The sequence below is a fragment of the Legionella donaldsonii genome (assembly GCF_900452385.1).
GTDB lineage: Bacteria > Pseudomonadota > Gammaproteobacteria > Legionellales > Legionellaceae > Tatlockia > Tatlockia donaldsonii.
Window position 1 is genome coordinate 813,995 of sequence record NZ_UGOA01000001.1, and the last position, 18,975, is coordinate 832,969.

Consider the following 18,975-nt stretch of genomic DNA (forward strand, 5'->3'; position numbering starts at 1 on the left):
TCATTAAAAGCGAATTTTGCCTTGATCTCGACGTGTTTCATGAGCCTTGTTAGTAAGCAGGAGCAGGTTGGTAAGTTCTGAGGCAGGTAAATGATACGCTTTATTTTCAAGCTTTTTCCCATCCTGTACACAGGATTATCCACAGATTTTGTGGATAAAAGGAAGCGTTAAATAACTAAAGGAAAAACAATATAAGCCAGTCCCGTCAAAGATCGATGGCAGAGAAGGGCGCATGACGCGTGTTATTGTGTTAGAAGTAATGAATAAGTTATCCACAGGAATGGCTTGAGGAGACAGCGAAGCCATTTCGACTATATTAGCTAAAGAAAAAATGAAAAAACAGTCTTGACTTGGAATATTTTAACTATTTTTACAAAATTTATTGTTGCGAGGAAAAATAGTTTTCCTGGCGTTTTAACCTTGTAAAAATTGTTCAAAATCACCTAACCAGCGCTGAGCAATCGTGCGCGCCAGCTGAGAATTCTCAAGCACTAACTGGTTGGCTATCCTTGCTACGACTGGGAAAAAATGTTGATCGCGTTGTAGATTGGCCACTTTAAATTGATGGTAGCCTGTTTGCCGTGTACCCAATATTTCACCGGATCCACGCAATTGCAGATCTTTTTCTGCAATGATAAAACCATCACAGGTTGCCCGCATGATGCGTAAACGTTCAGCACCCTGTTGTGAAAGGGGGGACTGGTAAAGAAGCAGGCAATGAGATTGCGTACTGCCACGTCCCACTCGGCCACGTAATTGATGCAATTGTGAGAGGCCCAGGCGTTCTGCATTTTCAATAATCATTAAACTGGCTTTAGGGACGTCCACCCCTACTTCAATAACGGTAGTTGCTACCAATAAATCAATTTCTCCCTGTTTAAATGCGGCCATAGTGGCTTCTTTTTCGATATTTTTCATTCGACCATGAACCAAGCCAACTCGTACATTAGGTAATTGGGCCTGGAGATTTTCGGCCGTGGCAGTTGCTGCCATACACTGTAATTTTTCCGATTCTTCTATAAGCGTGCATACCCAATAGGCTTGCCGACCATCGGCAATGGCCGACTGTAAGCGGCTGATAACTGGTTCACGTTTTTCCTGACTTAATACGGCGGTACTGATCGGCGTACGCCCCGGGGGTAACTCATCAATAATCGATAAATCAAGATGAGCAAATTGAGTCATTGCCAAGGTTCTTGGGATAGGGGTAGCAGTCATTAGCAGTTGATGAGGATTAAGTGCCGCTTGCTGTCCCTTTTGCTGTAATAATAAGCGTTGCTCGACTCCAAAGCGATGTTGTTCGTCAATGATTACCAGACCGAGTTTGGCAAAGAGAACATTCTCTTGAAAGAGGGCATGGGTTCCTATAAGTATTTGGCAGTCATTATTTGCCAGCAATGCCAATGTTTCCTTGCGTTCACTGGTTTTCATGTTACCGCTGAGCCTACGGCAGCCTATCCCTAGAGGACTAAACCAGGTTTGTAGATTAGCTGCGTGTTGTTCACTTAACAATTCCGTTGGGGCCATAAACGCCACTTGATAGCCATTCGCAATGGCTTGTAAAGCAGCCATTGCTGCTACCACCGTTTTACCAGAACCCACATCACCTTGAACCAGGCGTAACATGGGTTTTGATTGTGATAAATCTTTCGCTATTTCTTCACTGATGCGTTGTTGTGCCGCTGTTAATACAAAGGGTAACTGCTCAATAAAGCGCGTCTGTAATTCCTGATTTTGGGAAATCAGTGGTGCTGATAACTGGCTTCTATGCTGCCTGGCAAATTGCATGGCCAGGCGCTGCCCCAATAACTCATCAAATACCAGACGCTGCAGAGCAGGGTGTGTGCCTTCTTCTAAGGTTTGTAAGGAAATGTCGGGGGGTGGATTATGCAATGTTGTAAGGGCCTGTGCGAGAGGGTAAAACTGCTGTTGTTGTAGCTCTTCTGTCGTCATCCATTCCAATTCGTCGATGGTTTCTTGGCAGGTTTGCAGGGCTATTTTGACCAGTTGTCGCAGGCGGCTTTGTGTCAAACCTTGTGTTGAAGGATAAATCGGTGTCAGGGTTTCATCCACTATACAATCTTCTTCATTTGCTAATAATTGGTATTCCGGGTGAATCATTTCAAACTTATTAGCAAATTCGCGTACTTCCCCAAAGGCACGTATCAGAGTACATTCTTGCAGTGCTTTGATTTGTTGTTTATTAAAGTGAAAAAAGCGCAGCTGCAAAATACCGGTTTTATCTTCCACATGGCAATAAAGCATCATGCGCTTGCCATATTTCACCTCTGTTTTGCAGACTCTGCCAACAATCACAGCCCAGTCATTGGCGCGCAGGTCACGAATGGCTGTAATGCGAGTTCTATCCTGGTAGCGATAGGGTAGATGAAAGAGCAGATCAGCGACTGTGGTTATACCACATTTGCTAAGTTTGGCACTCAATGTCGGGCCTACCCCTGCTAAAATTTCACAAGATTGATGTAACACAGTATGATTTGTAAGAAAAAAAACTCATAATAGCAGAAAATAAGTTACTGTTGACCTTTATGACTATAAATGCTGGAACAAGGGTTCGTACCGTTACATTTGCAGCCAGTTTGATTTTAGTATCGATCATCGGCTATTTGCTTATTGCTGGTCGCAGTTTATTAATTCCTATCGTTATTGCAGTCTTTATCTGGCACCTGTTAAACACAATCCATAACGCTGTGCAGCGGACGCCTTTTGTTGGTCCCCGGTTACCTAATTGGCTTAGTATGGTATTGGCGTTATTGGTAGTAGCACTTCTGGTAAAGATTCTCATTGATATTATTAGTAATAATGTCAATGACGTGATTGCGGCTTCCTCTCGTTATCAGGAGAATTTGACTAATATTTTTAATAGGGTGGATGAGCGTTTTCATATTAAAACCCTGGCAAATGTGGATGGTTTTATACGTGGTCTTAGTTTGCAGGGTATTTTAGTCAACATTTACGGTGTTTTTACCACTATCACAGGCTCTGCCGTTTTAATCGCTCTCTATGTCATTTTTTTATTTGTAGAACAACATTTTTTCACTCAAAAGCTGGACGCTCTTTTTCCTCAGGCTGGCCATCGCCAATTGGTCAATAACATCATTACCCACATTGTAAAGGATACCCAAACCTATTTGGGTTTAAAAACCCTGTTAAGTATACTTACAGCAACGACGAGTTGGATTATTATGAAATGCGTCGGTTTGGATTTTGCAGAATTCTGGGCCTTACTTATTTTTTTCTTAAATTTTATTCCCAATATTGGTGCTATCCTCGCGACAGCTTTTCCTGCCTTATTGGCGCTAATTCAATTTCAAAGTTGGCTGCCTTTTATAATCATTACTTCAGGCCTTGTCGCCATACAGTTTATTGTTGGTAATCTTGTTGAACCACGCTTTTTAGGAAAATCATTAAATTTAAGTGCTCTGGTCATTTTATTTGCCTTGGCTTTATGGGGGGCTGTCTGGGGTGTTTTAGGCATGTTTCTTTCGGTGCCTATTACCGTCATGATGATGATTATTTTTGCTCATTTTGAGGCAACCCGGCCTTTGGCCATTATGTTGTCGCAGGATGGGCAAATACACAAGGCCTACGAAACCTTATAGCGGCTGGCTTTCTAATAATTTTATTTGGTTTATACTGATAGAAACGGCTTCATTCAAGGCGCCTACTGATGTCAGTTTTTAAGAAGCTAAAAAAATTTTATCAAGCATCTGCAGAGAATAGAACCCAGATTCATGTCTTTTTGGGCTTTCTTGTCATTCCTGTGATTGGTATGAGTCTTCTTTATGCCTATGTTTGTATTTTTTGGTTATGAATGCACAGATCCAGGTTCTGATGTAACCTACTAATGGCTCATTCCTTTTGCGGATTGAAAACCTGCCCTATAAAGAGAATAACTCCTGATTGAGTATCATAGAGAATAAATAAAAAGGGATGGTTTGCATTAAATTCCATCGGTTGCTGTACAGCACTACCAAACATCACGACAGCCGTTGCAGCCGCCGCGACAGTACCTTTTTCATCAACTTCTATAACTGCCTTTTGAATTATATCGGAAATTGCCAACGCAGACGTTGTTATGTTGGAAAAGTCAGCTTTATCACTGAAAGCATCGATAACACCCATTTGTTGTAAAGGCTGTTTTAAGGATTTAAAGGTGGATGCCAGTTTGAATTTCGGCAGACTAACAAGAACCTTGCGGTTAGTGGCGTTTTGAAGAAGCTGGGCAAATGTTACTTGAGTCAATGTTTGTCGTATTTCCTTTACTGAGTGAGTAGGTTTTGGCAATAAGACCGCCATTCTTATGGTGCTTTTTAAATAAGGTAATTGCAGCATTTGTAAACGATCATTTTCACTATAGAAAAAGTTATCCAGCTTGCCCATCATAGCTGTTTGTAGAGGGTTTCCGTCTGATAACAGGAAGGGCTTTTGCTCCGTGGCTTCCGGTTTGAAGGGGGACTCCCATACCCCATTAAAATAAATCGCATTGACCAGAATGAGTTGCGTCGCTCTGTTAATCATGCCTGGAGTAATCAGCTCTTTGATATATTGGTCTGTTTTCTCTTCGACCCAGTTATTAATACGTTGTCTGGCAGCCTCAGGTGCTTTATTAAAATTAACCCGGTAAAAATGATTTATTTGTCCCATAGCGGCCAGGAAGGGCGTCTTATAAATCAAACGTTCTTCTGCCCAAAATGAATTAGCAATTAAAAAAGTGGATGATTGGTTGAAGCCAAACCATTTACCAGCGTGTTTAAATTTGCAACTGAGCCATCCCTGGCAATCCCCATCGGGCATTAACGCGGTATTAATTTGAGCTAATTCAGCGGCATGATTGGTATTTCCTGGAGGAAAGTGAAGCGCTTGATTTAGCTGTTGTTGAGTATTGCCACTAGCACCATTAGCTAAAATAACGAGAAGGGACGATAGGCTATAGGGTGATAAAATAAGATTTTGATCGGTTGTGCCTAATTGTCGATAAAGATCAAAAGCGAACTCATTGAATGGTTGTGCTTCGGGGGCGAAATGGGTTGTTCTACTTGATACTGACAAAGCATAGCCCAGAAATAGAAACAGGAGAATAAAGAGACATCCTTGGGGTCTTATTGCTTTCAAAATAGCCTCCCTCTCTCCCTGTGCGTCCGTTACAAAAAATTCCTTAGGAATAGTTCTTTTGTTTCCATAATAATGATTGTAAACCATTCGGTCTTTTTTTATTCCAAATGTTTAATATTTTCTTAATCATTGATTGTTAAAATAGCGCTCTTTGTGTTAAAAAAACAAGCCATGATTATTCTTTACATTCCTTTTTCCAGAGATGAAGCAGGGGATCTGCCGAGTGGGGCTGCCTTATGGAAAACAAATCATAGAGTAAGCTCACAAGAGCGGTTGAAAGTTATTTATCATCAAGATGACTACTCTCCAGACTTAATAAGCCCGGAGAGTAAAGTTTATATACTTGCTCATGGTTACGAAGAGAAACCAACGGTAGTTGCTAATTGTGCGGAAGCCAGCCAAGCTATTTTCCTGGATATGGAAACTGTAACAAAGCGCTTTGAATATGATCTGCTTGTTATAGCTCCTTTTATCACAACAGTGCACACTTATTTTTGCGGCTCACAGAAAAATAATTATGAACGTGCCTCAACCTTTCAAACTCAATGGTTGCGATCAGAGCAAGCTCCCATTCATTATTATGCGGGTAATCTTGCGACACCGGATAGAAATGGTTTTTTCTGGGCACAATCTAATAGCGAGTATGTTCCTTTAACCCGTTGTTGCCACACCCTGAATCCGACTTCAATTGAGGAAGAAGGCCCTAAACGCCGTAATATTAAGATGGAAAAAATATCAGCAATGTTCGCTCATCACTATGAAAAGAAGCGAGAAAGTTTTTTTACCCAAACTAAGGAAAATAGACAGGATTTAATTGCCCTTTATAGAAATAGTGATGAATCTATACCCGTGCTACCAGAGAATTGTAGCCTGTAGATTTCTTCCGTTTTAGTAAGAGGATAAAAAAGACCGGCTTAAAACCGGTCTTTCTGTAAATAACTCTTATAGCTTGGCCGCGATACTGCTTTTATCATAGAAACGATCTTTATCTTGTGCGGCAAAGCCTTCAATTGCGGTTACCACCGGTCGAGTGACTAGGCTGATCGCTGATTTTAAGAAGCTTGCAACCGCTCCAACAAAGGCCGCAGCAGAAGCCAGTAACATTGTTCCTGCATTTTCCAAATGGGCGGATTTCTCCTTGTCTGTGCCTTCTTTAAAACCAGCGTGAATCGCTAAAGCTTGCGCTCCTTCCCATATTGCCATACCAAGTGCGGCCGTAGAGGCGATCATGCCAAGAGCTGGAATTGCAGTGGCACCTACAACTTCATCGAAATAATCATGGCCATCGCGTAATTTTTCGCAAATAGTAAGATGTTTATTGGCTTCCTTTTTGATAAACGATAACAGATCATAAAAGCTTGCTTCAGTTCCGTCTTTTTCAAGCTTTCCGTATTTTTCTTTTAATGTATCAAATTTCTGTAGTGATTTAATCAGGAGAAAATGGGCATGATCGACATAATTTTCCACAGGATTTTGTTTTGCGTCAGGCTCTTTCTTTCCAAGCGATTTGTTTACAATAGCTTGTTTAGCTCTATCAAAGAAACCAGGCATGATGCTCTCCCTTAAGGTCAAAAAATGCACATGTTTTCTTTAGTATAATATCTGTTCATTGAGAAAATAGTACAATCACCTTGCTTGACGGGCATTGGGAAATAAAAAAATAGAAATATCAAAAGGATAACCTTTCGCCTTTTCAAAAAAAAATTTTATACGTTGTGAATAATTATTGGCTTTGAAAGTGGGTTTTGACTCAGAATTAGCTAATCCAAGTAACTTCTATCCTGAAAATGGACTAATGTAATGCCCGGTAATCTGGAAAAAATGGCTCCCTTTCTTCTAACAAAAGCAGGACGGCTTTCTGAGTGGTTTCATTGTGGGGGAAAAAATCCATTGCTACTGCAAAACCAAGCTCATTTTCTTCATTAGACCAAGAGGCGAAGTGGAATAGGGGTTCTATACGTCTACTCATCAATTTTAGGGCTATTTCATCAATCGCTGTGCGATGTTGTTTGCTGTTGGTTAGCATTTCTTGCAAGGTGGTATGGATAGCATATTGTAAGATATACAAAGCATCTGCCGCGCTGTCATCAGTTGATTGAAGTTGAATGTGACTGAATTCATCATAGAGATGCGTTAAGTGATAATGACGAATAGGAAAATTTTGTTCAAGGAGTTCTACTTGATCGACGCCATCACATTCACAACGAAAAAAGAGCAAGCGTTGCTTGTGTTTATTTTTATCTGTCAGTTTAAAACAGCCTTGAAAGACAAAAGGTTTCTCCCAAACTGCGACGAGTATTAAAGTCTCTATATTAATAGAAGTAAATGGCGACATGGTTGATTTACCTGTTACTGCGCAGCACCCCGTGCATCAATATCCCAGACATCAATAACGATGTCGTTGCTGGTGATATAAAATTTATCGAATAAATTGATGGTGGGATCACAATGCGGAACGATTAATTCAAGGACTTCTTTATTAGCTGGTAGTGGAGCATTGTTTTGGGCCGTTATTTTGCCATGTTCATCACCAAAGCCACCCCAATCGTAATTTAAATGAGGATGACTGATGATTTTAGGTCGATTCACCGGATCAAAATAAAGTGCTTTTGTACCTGCATCAACAGTAACATGCTCCTGACGGTTACTACTAATGACAGTAGTCAGTAAGGTCATGGCATGTTGAAAGGTAGTGAACTGATGGGGATTTTCTTTGGAGCCAATTCTGGCGTAATCAACATCCATAACGGCATAGGATCCTGGTTGTATTTCAGTGATTTCTGCCACTGCGCTATCAATATCGTAGGTGCCTGTGCCAGTACCCGTTAAAATAGGGCAGGGCAGTCCCGCATTTTTAAGCATTTTTACTACTTCACTGGCCTGCTGCATTGCTTTTAAAGAGCTTTCTTGTCGTTGCTCATAAGAAATAATATGTTGCAAATTCCCTGCATAGCACTGGATACCAAGGAAGTTTAGCCATTTGGAATTTATAATAGCGGTTGCCAAGGGCAAAGCGAACTCAGGTTTAACCCCAGTCCTCCCTATACCTGGATCCAAATCAAGTAAAACATTTATTTTCTGGTTAATGGAAGCAGCTGCTGTGGCGAGCTCCGCCATGTTCTCCTCATTATCAACGACTAGTATCGTATCAGGTGATTTTTTTAGGCAGTTCAATAAGCGCCTTATTTTGTAGGCACTAACAAGGGGAGACGTAATTAGAAGACCCGTGATCCCCTGGTTAATGAGTACTTCTGCCTCAGAGATTTTTGCTGCGCTGATCCCAATTGCTCCATATTGGCGTTGAAGTTTTGCCAGTTGCGAGCATTTATGCGTTTTGCAGTGAGGTCTAAGATTAATACGATTTGTATCAACATGTTGCTGCATTAATTTAAGATTGTACTCCAGCTTCTCTTTATCAATCACTAGGCAGGGAGTATCCAAGGCAAATTTATTAATACCCATAAATGCGTTTGACCTGTTCATTTTAGAGCGAAGGTTCGTTAGGGGGTAGGATAGCACAAAAAAGCCAGGCCCAAGTGCTCATAGAGTAGAAATGTAAACAACCCTTTAGTAGGTTTAAACCAATACTGAGAGGAGAAATCCTCTCCAATAGTCCGTGATACAATGAGTTACTCTATCTCAGGATAAATCACTGACCCCTTGTGACTGCCGTGCCAAATTTCTTCTTCACTTAATTCTGTTTCAATGAATTCAATGGGCGCGCCACATTCTGCAATCATAGCGACCTTAAATCCCGGGAAAGGCTCATAAGGTGCAAGAATCACTTCTTTCCCTGCCAGGGCTTCATCAAGGCTAGGTACTTGAAAGGCCACATGGACTTTGGTTTTTATTAAAGGATGTAACGGAGAGTCGGGTTCAAAGCGATGGTATTGAATACGATACTCACTGTTTTGCCCGCCACTAGTGTACATTTTGAAGGTGGAACTGTATTTTTCACCTTCACGGGGACTATCCGTCGGTATACCCATGTGATGGTATTGATAGCCTGTTGTTTTTATAGTCATTTTTTTGCCTCGTTGACAACCTTATAATAAGTATAATTAAGTCAAAAAAGTTGTAAATTTACTTATAATTCATTCATTATGAACAATAAGTTCATAATCAAGGTTCAAAGCAATGTATAACCAGGGGCAGGTATCCTGTTTTTTAAAAGTGGCTGAGTTGGCTAGTTTCTCTCTTGCAGCCCAGACCTTACATTTGACTGTAACAGCTGTCAGTAAACAAATTAAAAATTTAGAGCAGGCAATTGGTGAACAATTGTTCTTACGGACTACTCGTCGTGTCTATCTTACCGAGTTTGGCCACCTATTTTATGAGCGATGTAAGGCAATTGAAGAACAAATCCAGGCTGTTAATCAATTTATCGAATCAAACCGAGAGGAGCCGCAAGGAGAATTAAGGGTCTTGGTTTCAACGATTACTGCCAAAGAATGGGTGTTACAGCATTTGCCAGCGTTTATCAAGGCTTACCCATTGCTTCATCTGGAGTTACTTTTTTCAGAACAGGATGATGAATTGGCTCGGACTGACATCGATATTATGGTAGGGTTTCCGGTTATTCCGCCGGCAACAGAAACACTGAAATACCGTAAAATGTTTAGTGTGAATAATATCCTCTGTGCTTCCAAAGAATTTGCTGCCCGTTATGGCTTGCCAAAGGATGCAGAGGAATTACCGCACTTTAGGATCATCTCACATAGCCTGCGTAAACCGGCTCACTTTTTACCACTTGCTGATGGGGGGCAATTACATTGTGCGAAACCTATTCTTTACATGGATAATTTTGAGGCATTAAATCAAGCCTGTCTGGCCGGGGTCGGTTTGTTTTTGACGGGGGATATCTTGGTGAAATCCTGGTTGGATAGTGGTGATTTAGTCCCGGTGTTAGCGCAATATGTTTTTCGTCATTATGAAATTTTCATGTTTTACCGTGCTTATGATTTTGAATTACCAAAGATTCGTGCTTTTGTCGATTTTTTTACCGCTAAACTCGCCTGATTATTTCTGTTTTAGGGTTAACAGGTTTAATTGCCATGGATTTCCTTTGATATTGCCAATAGACTTTGCAACTGGTACGAAAAAGCGCATAATAGCTGCTTTTTGACGAGTGAAAAAAGTGTTATGAAACAAACCGTCGAACAATTGCTCACCCAGGCGCTTACAACGCTCAAAGAATCAACTGTTATTCCGCAAGATGTTGAAGTAGACATCAAAGTTGAGCGCGCTAAAGAGAGTAGTCATGGTGATTTTGCGACGAATTTAGCTATGATGTTGGCCAAGCCATGTCGCCGGGCGCCCCGTCAATTAGCTGAATTAATCATCAATCATTTACCTTCCCATTCAGCTGTAGAGCGAGTTGAGATAGCGGGTCCCGGATTTATTAATTTTTTCATGCGTAATGAAGCACGCAGCCAAATTATTGCTCATATACTTAGAGAAGGCGAGCGGTTCGGTCGTAGTGATTTTGGGCAAGGAAAGAAAGTTATTCTGGAGTTTGTCTCGGCAAATCCAACTGGTCCTCTGCATGTTGGTCATGGCCGTGGTGCTGCTTTTGGTGCAACATTGGCAAATCTATTAGTGGCTGCAGGTTTTGCGGTGAGTAGTGAATATTATGTGAATGATGCTGGCCGTCAAATGAATATTCTTGCTGCAAGTGTTTGGCTGCGTTATTTGAGTCTGGCTGGTGAGGGAATCGTTTTTCCTGCTAATGGTTATCGTGGTGATTATGTCGTCACTATTGCCCAGGACGCTTTAAACCAATACGGCCATGATTTTGTACATCCCTGGTCTGTGGTGCAAGAGGGCTTGCCTGCTGATGAGCCACAAGGGGGGGATAAAGAAGTCTATATTGATGCCATGATTGTTCGAGCGCGTACTCTGCTCGGTGAAAAGGGCTTTAAATTGTTCCACAAGTTGGCTTTGGATTCGGTACTCGATGATATTAAAGATGATTTGGCAGGTTTTGGTGTTAATTATGATTACTGGTTTTCAGAACAATCATTACTGGATGGCGGAGCAATTGATAAAGGGATCCAGGCATTAAAAGACGCTGGCCATACTTACGAAAAAGAAGGCGCTTTATGGTTCCGTGCAACTGATTTTGGCGATGAGAAAGATCGTGTGTTGGTCCGTGCAAATGGGCATACCACCTATTTTGCTTCGGATGTAGCTTATCACTGGGATAAGTATGCTCGAGGTTTTGAACGCGTTATCGATATTTTTGGTGCTGATCATCACGGCTATGTAACGCGAGTCAGGGCAGCGGTAACGGCTTTGGGTCATGACCAAAATGCCTTGGATGTTTTATTGGTACAATTCGCGATTCTTTATCGTAGTAGTGAACGAGTCCAAATGTCTACTCGAAGTGGTTCTTTCGTGACTCTGCGAGAACTACGTGAAGAAGTTGGCAATGATGCTGCTCGTTTCTTCTATGTTATGCGTAAACCAGAGCAACATATGGATTTTGATTTGGATTTGGCTAAGTCTGAATCAAATGATAATCCTGTTTATTACATTCAATATGCTCATGCACGTATTAGTTCAGTGTTGCGGCAATTACAAGAGCGTGGTTTGCAATGGGATGAGGAAAAGGGGCTTGCCCATATTGAATTGCTCGTGGAACCACAGGAAGCCGCTCTAATTTCTTTAATAAATCGTTACCCGGAAGTAATTGTGGCAGCAGCCAGTGCTTGTGAACCGCATCAGCTTGCCTATTATTTACGGGAGTTAGCGAATGGATTGCATAGCTATTACAATGCCGTACAATTATTGTGCGAGCAAGAGGTCTTAAGGAATGCGCGTTTATGCCTTCTAAAAGCAGTACGTCAAATCTTGAGGAATGGCTTGCATTTAATTGGTGTATCAACTCCTGAGAGCATGTGATGGCAAAGGATTACGGAAGAAGGCCGAGTAGGCAAAGGAGTAGTGCCCCTAAGCAAGTATTTTGGGTGCTAGCTTCTTTTGTAGGTGGTTATTTGGCAGCGACAGTGTTTGATTTTACCAGCTTAACTACATGGATTAATACGCAGGTATTAGGACAGCAAAATGAGCAAAAAAATACGGCACAAGTCGTTGCAAAACCCAATGAAATGCCAAAGCCAAAATTTGAGTTTTATACCTTACTAGCTAAAGATCGCAGCGCACCTGCACAGGTAACCCATCAGGTTAATCCTGCTACGATAGCGGCGCAAACAAAAGTTGTAGTTTCACCTTCATCACCTGCAGCCTCTGTTTCGATTACTCCTACGCCACCCGCTGCAAATCAGCAAGCGCAGACCTCTGCTGTCGTTGCAGAAAGTAAACCTATAACAGTCGCTAATACCAGTAGCAAAGAGTCTTATTTGCTGCAGCTTGCTTCTTTCAAAAATAAGCAGGAGGCTGAACGTTTGAAAGCGGCTCTGACTTTGAAGGGCTTTGATGTTCACGTTGCGATGTCTTCTCAGCAGCAGGGCAATTGGTTTAGGGTAGTTCTCGGACCTTTTCATTCACGAGGAGATGCTGAAAAAGCACGGATAGCCGTAGCACGGAGAGAGCGTATTACAGGGATGATTCGGAAAATGGATGCCTAGGAGAATAAAGAAATTTCTTCAGTGGTTGCTTTAGTGAAGCTGGGGAACGAAACGATACGTCATGATAGTCGAATTTCGGAAGAAGTGAGTTCCAACACACACAGGAAGTCAAGGTAATGCTTACTTGATGCCTTTACCTCTGCCATCGTTGAAAGGAAGTTAGAATATTAGACTCAACGATAATTCTTGCAAAGGCGTGCATCACGACAGGAATTTAACTTATGCCAAAAAATATAATATTTCAGGGTTCTTTTTTAGTGTCTGGGATTATGTGTCACGGAGGGTGTGGTTTTGCAGTGCAAGATGCACTCAGTGATTTGAGTGGCACTGACTTATTACCGTCTGACGCTGCAATCGATTCTATTGATGCCCAACCGCGGTTAGGTACTCAGGAAATATTTGTAACGATTCGAAGTGGAGAAGACGGGTTTAACCAGGATGGTAAACATAATCAAGCTATTCTCGATATCCTCAAAAAAAAAATAACCTCAATTGAATTTCACGACTTTGAAATCATTGATGAAAAAAATCTGGAGTCAGAAAATCAATCAAAGTGGCCTAACCGGATCAATATTTTAATTAATTTAGTCGCCATGTTTGGTATTTTTATTTTATCACTCGCTTATCCCCCCTCATTATTTTTAACAGTTATTTTAACAGCAGTTACTACTTTAACTACCGCTTATACGGGGAGAAATTATCTATCCACCTTTTTACATAACCTGCGTAATAAAAATATTAATGATATGTCTTCGACGGTTAGTCTCGGTTGGCTATTGTCTTTGATTCATACCCTCTATCATTCGATTACCATGCCTCTGGCAAGTAGTTTTTCGATGGTATTCATGAGTTTCATTATGCCGGTAATGCTGATAGCAATGGTCAATGGTATGGATGAAATTAAACGTTTGGTTTTACAAAAATCAAAGACAATGCATTTAAAAGGTGTGAAATCATTATTTCCCCAAATGGCAGAACAATACTCTTGTTATCAACTTTCTGAAGAGGAGCAGGAAAAATTAAAGTTGTTAATGGGAACACGGTCTGCGGATATTGATGTTGAAGAGTTTTTAATTCCCACACAGGGCATGTTGGGTAATGATAGAGTAATGCAGCCCAAACAATCATTAAAAAAAGGCATGCTTATCCAAGTGAACGTTGGTGACTGTTTCCCAGTAGATTGTACCCTGATACAGGGGAGTACTCTGGTTGATGCGTCGTTATTAACAGGCGAGCCACAACAGCCTAAACAACGGATGGAGATGATTCCGGCTGGTGCAGTTAATCTTGGTCAAACAGTGACTGTGTATGTGGAGAATGATTCTTATAATAGTACCGTTAATAAATTATTATTTCGTTCGAATCGAGCGCCCAAAGCGAGTGCTACCATAGCTGACTCTTCTAAATTTACCTCGCTTTATATAAGCCTGATTATTGTAAGTATTGTTGCCTCAGCCGTTACGCCGCTTGCTTTGGGAATATTCACTGTTCCGTTAGTATTAAAAAATATTACAGGTATTTTATTTGCTGTTTGCCCTTGCACTATTGCTATTGCGCATCAGTTGCCGCAGTTGCTGAGTATCTATCAGCGCAATAATAAGAATATCTTATTGCGGAATGAAAATTTGAACACGGAGGAAATTCATACCGTTGTATTTGATAAAACAGGCACGCTTACAACAGGTAAAAGCCAGGTGGAGTCCTATGTAGGGCTTAACGACTCCACCTGGCAACGAATTCATTTATTAGAAAAAAATCATGGTGCGGGACATCCACTTGCTAATGCAATCAACCGTTTTTATGAAGACAAGATTGCTAAGAGTATTGTCTTTCAGGATATAAGTGAAGTAGTTCGCGACCCTAAAAATCGTGGTCTGTCAGCGGTTGTTCAAGGGTTAACAATCCATTTAGGTAATGCGGATTATATGCAGCAATCTGGTGTGGTGTTGTCGGATGAGCATTCGCTTTTGATTGAAAGTAAATCAGCTCAAGGTTATACGCCAGTTTATGTGGCTGAAAATAGGGATTATAAAGGAGTCATTTTCATACAACATGAGCCAAGAAATGATATTTTAGAAGCGCTGAAGCGCCTAAAGAAAGAAGGTAAAACGCTAATCATGCTTACTGGTGATAATCCCGCGTCGGCAAGGGCATTTAACCAACAATTATCGGCAAAGGCCTATCCAGATAGTGAAGAAACCATTTTTGAGCCAAAAAATATTCATGCTGAGCAACAGCCAAATATGAAGGAAGCTTTTTTGCGGGAATTAATGAAAACCTTTGAGCCTGTTCCTGCACCTAAAAAAGAAGGTTGGTCTGCTAGCAAAGACGCATTTTTAAGAAAACTAAGAAGTAGTTGGGCGGGTGTGAAGCCTGTCGAACCTAAAAAAACTCGAGGGGGTGTTTGGTTTGTCGGTGATGGTTTAAATGACGCGCCTTGCGCCCGAATTGTGACAGAGGAAAACGGGGTCAGTTGTGCGATGAACTCCACTGACAAGGCTGCTTTTTTTACCGATATTTGCTTGAATGGTTCATTAGCTTATCTATTTGAACACCATAGATTGGATCGTTTTTTTCAAAAAAATATTCGTCAAAATCAAGGACTATTAGTTTTTAGTGCCATTGCTTTTTTAGCGTTTATTATTAGTTTTTCAATAGCAGGCATGGGTGTTTCTCCTTTGATCCCGATGTTGATTATGATGTCAACGACTGGATTTACTTTGCTCAACTGTTACCGTGTAAAACTCTCAGTTGATGATGCACTTGATAAACGCCGTTCATGGCTGAGAGAATTTCTTGTTGCAGATGCTTCTGTTGGATTAGGGGCTGGTGCAAGTACACTATTAATTGTTGGTCTGCTCATCTCAACTATTATGTCAAAAGGATTGGGATTATCTGCATTGACTGCAGGAAGTTTGGCTGCGATCGGCTTTGCCTCTGCTTTATCAGGAGGTCTAATATTGACTTTGTTCATTTTGACAGCGGTTAGCTACCTAATCGTTGACCAATTTAATCCAACGACTGGAGACGGCGCTATAAGCCAAAGTGAGCCTTCAAGACTCGCAAAACAGGAGATTACTCACCAATCCACAAATCCTCCTGCGAAGAAGGACGAGGTTTTTTATAGAAGGCTTTTTTCGTTTTCTAAGCCATCTGATGAAAGGAGAGTGGCCACACCCTCCACACAACCATTCAACTCTATTTAACGAGTTACAGTCACCCGAATATCGCGAGCATTTTTTATTGCTTGCGGTTTACTAATGCTAATGGTTAGCTGTGGTAGGTTATACTCATTTTTAATTAATCGGGCAATTTGGTCAGCGACTGTTTCGATCAGATGAAAGGAGTTTGTTTCCACATAGTTGGTGACTTGTTGGCATAGTTTGGCGTAATCGATAGTATTCGCTAAATTATCTTCACAATGAGTAAAGTCGGCTGGAATAGTAATATCGATTAATAAAGGTTGGCAAATTCGCTGTTCCCAATCATAGACGCCAATGCGGGCGGCTACCGTGAGACCCTGGATATGAAGACTGTCCATAAGCAAACTTAAGCAGAAAGAAGTTTTGCTAGCATAGCAAGGGAGCGTTTTAGGGGCAATCATTTATGGATATGAATATTTTTATAAAAACAAAGCGTTAATCTGTTTGCTTGAATTAGCAAGACTGAATGAATAGACTAAATGCCATTGAAACGATGGCAATATAACGATGCCAGTAGTTAATTAACAAAAATTGATGACCTCTATTTATAGCCCTGAAATGCAGCAACAACTCAAAGATAGCCTGGAATTATTGAAAATGATTTTAGGAGCTGATCTTTTGGGCGTTTATCTGTATGGTTCCTCCCTGGTGGGCGGACTGCAAAAATATAGCGACATTGACTTATTCGTTGTCACCAAGCGCGCAACAACCTCAGAGGAAAAAGCCAGATTAATTGCTGATCTTCTTCAAATCTCTGGTATTTATATGAAAGGTTCAAAGTTACCTATTGAAATGACCCTTGTTGAGAAGACAGCGATTAACCCTTGGCGGTATCCCCCTCACTTTGATTTTCAATATGGGGATTGGTTACGCCAATCCTTTGAGAAGGGCATCATTGAACCTTGGCTGACTCATGAAATGCCTGATCTTGCGCTAATTGTTACGCAAGTGTTATTAAAGAGCCAAATTTTATTGGGGTTAGAGCCTGAGCGGCTATTGGCACCAGTGCCATACCATGATTTTATAAAAGCGATGCTTCATGATTTAAATAGACTTGCCATGGATCTTGAGCATGATACGCGAAATGTCCTACTTACTTATGCGCGAATCTGGAGTACTTTGGAAACCAATGCGATAAGATCTAAACCTGCGGCGGCGGACTGGGTAATGAATCATTTACCTGAAGTATATCAACCGGTGATGCAGCGGGCCAAATCAATTTGTATTGGTATAGAAACTGAATATTGGGACGATGTAAAAATCCTTATAAAGTCTTGCGCAGATTTTATGGCAAATAAAATCAATGAACAGGCTTCATTGATTAATTTTGATGATTCCAAGTTAATAAAACTTGTTGGGGAACCATTGTCAGGAGAGCCCTTGTAGATGACGTGCAGTTACGATCCTAAAACCATTCCATCAGAAGGTTGTTGGGTATTTAAGGCACTGGTTCCCGGCTGTGGCATAAATCTGCAAGTCTTGATATGACTGGATGAGAGAGGAGGATTCTCACGCCAAGCACCTAAAGAAGTTTGTTCCTCTGTCAGCTTAGTGGATGGGGCAACTGGATTGACTGTTGTAGTGATTAAGTGATCCATCATTGAGCGCGCTGCTTCTTCTTCCAGAGGCGATGTTACCACTGCAGTGCTTTTAGCAGTTGGCTGTTCGAGTTTTGGAGAATAGATAAAACTTAACAATCTTAATTTGGCAACCAGCCAAATGGCAGAGAAATAACCTAATTCCTTATACCCATGATTAGCAGGATCTTGACGTGTTGCTGCATATTGCCCAGCACTTAATAGGTCTACTTGGCTTATATTCGCTCGATAATAAACTTTGCCATCTACTCCGTGTATCAATAGGGGTTGAGGCTGCGATTCCTTGTAATTCACCTCAGGCAGGAACGCAAGGCCACCGTATTGGGATGGTTGCGGTTTTTTGCCGCCTAACAAGCGTCTCGTAATATCACCGAGTGAATTATCCATGCCATTAATGAGTTGGTTGCTATCTTCATCGTTTGAGCGTTCAAAATAGGTCCCATCACCGTATGCTTGATCTTCACTAGGGTTAACACCAAAAACGGTATCAGCTCCATAGTGTTTATAGCCTTTGGGTTGAAACGGATTTAAGACGTTTAATCCAAAGGTATTATCTTCATTGTGCATATTGTTGATGAGAATAGATCCCCAATTACCAAATTGTGCAGGCATAATTTGGCGCAACAAACCTATGCGGCTTAGATGTCCGCCAGCAAAGTGATCAGAATAAAAATGCATGGTAAACAGATCTTGCCCAACAGCCAGTGCATGGTAACGATAATACAATTCGTTGTAGAGCGTCTTATTGTCCAGTGAGGCTTTATAACCATAAGCAGTCGGATTTTGACCTATTGCTTCTGCAACACGTCCTGCTTCGCTAAGTATCCCGGGCTCAATTTCACTGAGATCGCCCTCAGTAGCCAAGAGTTTAAACGCGTAAGCCAGCTCAGTAGAATGGAGTGCTTCTGTGTGGCCAACCATGTAGGCTCGAGTTGACCAGGGAGCAAAATGAGCTTCGTTCAATGTTAGTTTTTTATTGTAACCATTAACGCGAAATGCATAGACCAGTTGTTGAAAAATGCTATTCAACGAGGGGAAAAAAGGAATATAGGTTCTTTCTTCAATAGCATAAATCTGTTGGATATCCGCTTTCCGGAGAGTTGGGGAAGCTAAATCACCATAGGCCTGAAGATAAACATCGTTCTCTTTGGGGCTGACAGGCAAGTTGAATAAGGCTTCATTATCTTTTTTTACATGACCTGTTAAAGGGGGAAGTTGTAAATCCAGACCCCAACCTGCTTTGGTGTAATAATCTCCAGCCAACGCAACAATATCACCGGCTTCTAATGCAAATTCTAACGGAACAGGTATGCCATTAACGAGCCGCATCATGCGGACATGCAAATTATTGTTATCGCTCTCAGATAGGCCTTCACTTCCCTTTAAATAAGGGTTGCCCAGGGTCATTATGCGAATTTTATTACCGGCATTACGGTGTTCATTGGTTTCCAT

General features: G+C 41.2%; 16 protein-coding genes. 8 read left to right on the forward strand and 8 right to left on the reverse strand.

Annotated features, from left to right (window positions below; all coding sequences use genetic code 11):
* Window positions 1-414: 414 nt before the first annotated feature.
* Complete coding sequence (gene recG, locus DYC89_RS03855) at window positions 415-2,487, reverse strand: ATP-dependent DNA helicase RecG (RefSeq protein WP_115220581.1); 2,073 nt, start codon at window positions 2,485-2,487, stop codon at window positions 415-417.
* A 59-nt stretch (window positions 2,488-2,546) separates the two neighbouring features.
* On the opposite strand from recG, the gene DYC89_RS03860 reads away from it, so the two are divergent.
* Together DYC89_RS03860 and DYC89_RS16460 are read left to right on the forward strand one after the other, a co-directional pair.
* The gene (locus tag DYC89_RS03860; RefSeq protein WP_115220582.1) at window positions 2,547-3,620 is read left to right on the forward strand and encodes an AI-2E family transporter; all 1,074 of its coding nucleotides are present in this window, start codon (window positions 2,547-2,549) and stop codon (window positions 3,618-3,620) included.
* Between the two features lie 68 nt (window positions 3,621-3,688).
* Complete coding sequence (locus tag DYC89_RS16460) at window positions 3,689-3,832, forward strand: hypothetical protein (protein ID WP_165482115.1); 144 nt, start codon at window positions 3,689-3,691, stop codon at window positions 3,830-3,832.
* Window positions 3,833-3,870: 38 nt separating this feature from the next.
* Here DYC89_RS16460 and DYC89_RS03865 read toward each other — a convergent pair whose 3' ends face one another.
* Entirely contained in the window at window positions 3,871-5,133 is a 1,263-nt protein-coding gene (locus DYC89_RS03865; RefSeq protein WP_220271764.1) for a serpin family protein, read from the reverse strand.
* A 153-nt stretch (window positions 5,134-5,286) separates the two neighbouring features.
* Here DYC89_RS03865 and DYC89_RS03870 point away from each other — a divergent pair, with 153 nt between their 5' ends.
* Complete coding sequence (locus tag DYC89_RS03870; RefSeq protein WP_115220584.1) at window positions 5,287-6,009, forward strand: hypothetical protein; 723 nt, start codon at window positions 5,287-5,289, stop codon at window positions 6,007-6,009.
* A gap of 66 nt (window positions 6,010-6,075) precedes the next feature.
* Here DYC89_RS03870 and DYC89_RS03875 read toward each other — a convergent pair whose 3' ends face one another.
* From DYC89_RS03875 to DYC89_RS03890, 4 genes are all read right to left on the reverse strand, one after another.
* Window positions 6,076-6,684, reverse strand: coding sequence for a hypothetical protein (locus DYC89_RS03875; RefSeq protein WP_115220585.1), 609 nt, complete (start codon window positions 6,682-6,684; stop codon window positions 6,076-6,078).
* Window positions 6,685-6,925: 241 nt separating this feature from the next.
* Window positions 6,926-7,468 carry a hypothetical protein gene (locus tag DYC89_RS03880; RefSeq protein ID WP_115220586.1) on the reverse strand — a complete coding sequence of 181 codons (543 nt, stop codon included), beginning with the start codon at window positions 7,466-7,468 and terminating at the stop codon, window positions 6,926-6,928.
* A 14-nt stretch (window positions 7,469-7,482) separates the two neighbouring features.
* On the reverse strand, window positions 7,483-8,595 hold the full coding sequence (locus DYC89_RS03885) for a DSD1 family PLP-dependent enzyme (RefSeq protein WP_115220587.1): 1,113 nt from the start codon (window positions 8,593-8,595) through the stop codon (window positions 7,483-7,485).
* A 167-nt stretch (window positions 8,596-8,762) separates the two neighbouring features.
* Entirely contained in the window at window positions 8,763-9,158 is a 396-nt protein-coding gene (locus DYC89_RS03890; RefSeq protein WP_115220588.1) for a hypothetical protein, read from the reverse strand.
* 112 nt (window positions 9,159-9,270) lie between these two features.
* On the opposite strand from DYC89_RS03890, the gene DYC89_RS03895 reads away from it, so the two are divergent.
* From DYC89_RS03895 to DYC89_RS03910, 4 genes are all read left to right on the forward strand, one after another.
* Window positions 9,271-10,152, forward strand: coding sequence for a LysR family transcriptional regulator (locus DYC89_RS03895; RefSeq protein ID WP_115220589.1), 882 nt, complete (start codon window positions 9,271-9,273; stop codon window positions 10,150-10,152).
* A gap of 123 nt (window positions 10,153-10,275) precedes the next feature.
* Window positions 10,276-12,036, forward strand: a complete 1,761-nt coding sequence (gene argS / locus DYC89_RS03900) for an arginine--tRNA ligase (protein ID WP_115220590.1) — start codon at window positions 10,276-10,278, stop codon at window positions 12,034-12,036.
* Window positions 12,036-12,722 (forward strand): SPOR domain-containing protein, encoded by a 687-nt coding sequence (locus DYC89_RS03905; RefSeq protein WP_115220591.1) that lies wholly within the window; start codon window positions 12,036-12,038, stop codon window positions 12,720-12,722. The genes argS and DYC89_RS03905 overlap by 1 nt, the downstream gene beginning before the upstream one ends.
* Window positions 12,723-12,943: 221 nt before the next feature.
* A complete protein-coding gene (locus tag DYC89_RS03910) occupies window positions 12,944-15,928 on the forward strand; it encodes an HAD-IC family P-type ATPase (protein ID WP_115220592.1) in 2,985 nt (994 codons plus the stop codon).
* Here the strand turns inward: DYC89_RS03910 and folB are convergent.
* Window positions 15,925-16,263 carry a dihydroneopterin aldolase gene (gene folB / locus DYC89_RS03915; RefSeq protein WP_115222644.1) on the reverse strand — a complete coding sequence of 113 codons (339 nt, stop codon included), beginning with the start codon at window positions 16,261-16,263 and terminating at the stop codon, window positions 15,925-15,927. The genes DYC89_RS03910 and folB overlap by 4 nt on opposite strands.
* Before the next feature lie 196 nt (window positions 16,264-16,459).
* Here folB and DYC89_RS03920 point away from each other — a divergent pair, with 196 nt between their 5' ends.
* Entirely contained in the window at window positions 16,460-17,311 is an 852-nt protein-coding gene (locus DYC89_RS03920) for an aminoglycoside adenylyltransferase family protein (protein ID WP_115220593.1), read from the forward strand.
* An 11-nt stretch (window positions 17,312-17,322) separates the two neighbouring features.
* Here DYC89_RS03920 and DYC89_RS03925 read toward each other — a convergent pair whose 3' ends face one another.
* On the reverse strand, window positions 17,323-18,975 hold the full coding sequence (locus tag DYC89_RS03925; protein ID WP_115220594.1) for a hypothetical protein: 1,653 nt from the start codon (window positions 18,973-18,975) through the stop codon (window positions 17,323-17,325).

Bases quoted from the DNA above. Each gene is read 5' to 3' on its own strand.
- DYC89_RS03860 (WP_115220582.1), top strand. From the start codon at position 2,547: ATGACTATAAATGCTGGAACAAGGGTTCGTACCGTTACATTTGCAGCC.
- DYC89_RS16460 (WP_165482115.1), top strand. From the start codon at position 3,689: ATGTCAGTTTTTAAGAAGCTAAAAAAATTTTATCAAGCATCTGCAGAG.
- DYC89_RS03875 (WP_115220585.1), bottom strand. From the start codon at position 6,684: ATGCCTGGTTTCTTTGATAGAGCTAAACAAGCTATTGTAAACAAATCG.
- DYC89_RS03880 (WP_115220586.1), bottom strand. From the start codon at position 7,468: ATGTCGCCATTTACTTCTATTAATATAGAGACTTTAATACTCGTCGCA.
- DYC89_RS03885 (WP_115220587.1), bottom strand. From the start codon at position 8,595: ATGGGTATTAATAAATTTGCCTTGGATACTCCCTGCCTAGTGATTGAT.
- DYC89_RS03890 (WP_115220588.1), bottom strand. From the start codon at position 9,158: ATGACTATAAAAACAACAGGCTATCAATACCATCACATGGGTATACCG.
- DYC89_RS03895 (WP_115220589.1), top strand. From the start codon at position 9,271: ATGTATAACCAGGGGCAGGTATCCTGTTTTTTAAAAGTGGCTGAGTTG.
- argS (WP_115220590.1), top strand. From the start codon at position 10,276: ATGAAACAAACCGTCGAACAATTGCTCACCCAGGCGCTTACAACGCTC.
- DYC89_RS03905 (WP_115220591.1), top strand. From the start codon at position 12,036: ATGGCAAAGGATTACGGAAGAAGGCCGAGTAGGCAAAGGAGTAGTGCC.
- DYC89_RS03910 (WP_115220592.1), top strand. From the start codon at position 12,944: ATGCCAAAAAATATAATATTTCAGGGTTCTTTTTTAGTGTCTGGGATT.
- folB (WP_115222644.1), bottom strand. From the start codon at position 16,263: ATGGACAGTCTTCATATCCAGGGTCTCACGGTAGCCGCCCGCATTGGC.
- DYC89_RS03920 (WP_115220593.1), top strand. From the start codon at position 16,460: ATGACCTCTATTTATAGCCCTGAAATGCAGCAACAACTCAAAGATAGC.
- DYC89_RS03925 (WP_115220594.1), bottom strand. From the start codon at position 18,975: ATGGAAACCAATGAACACCGTAATGCCGGTAATAAAATTCGCATAATG.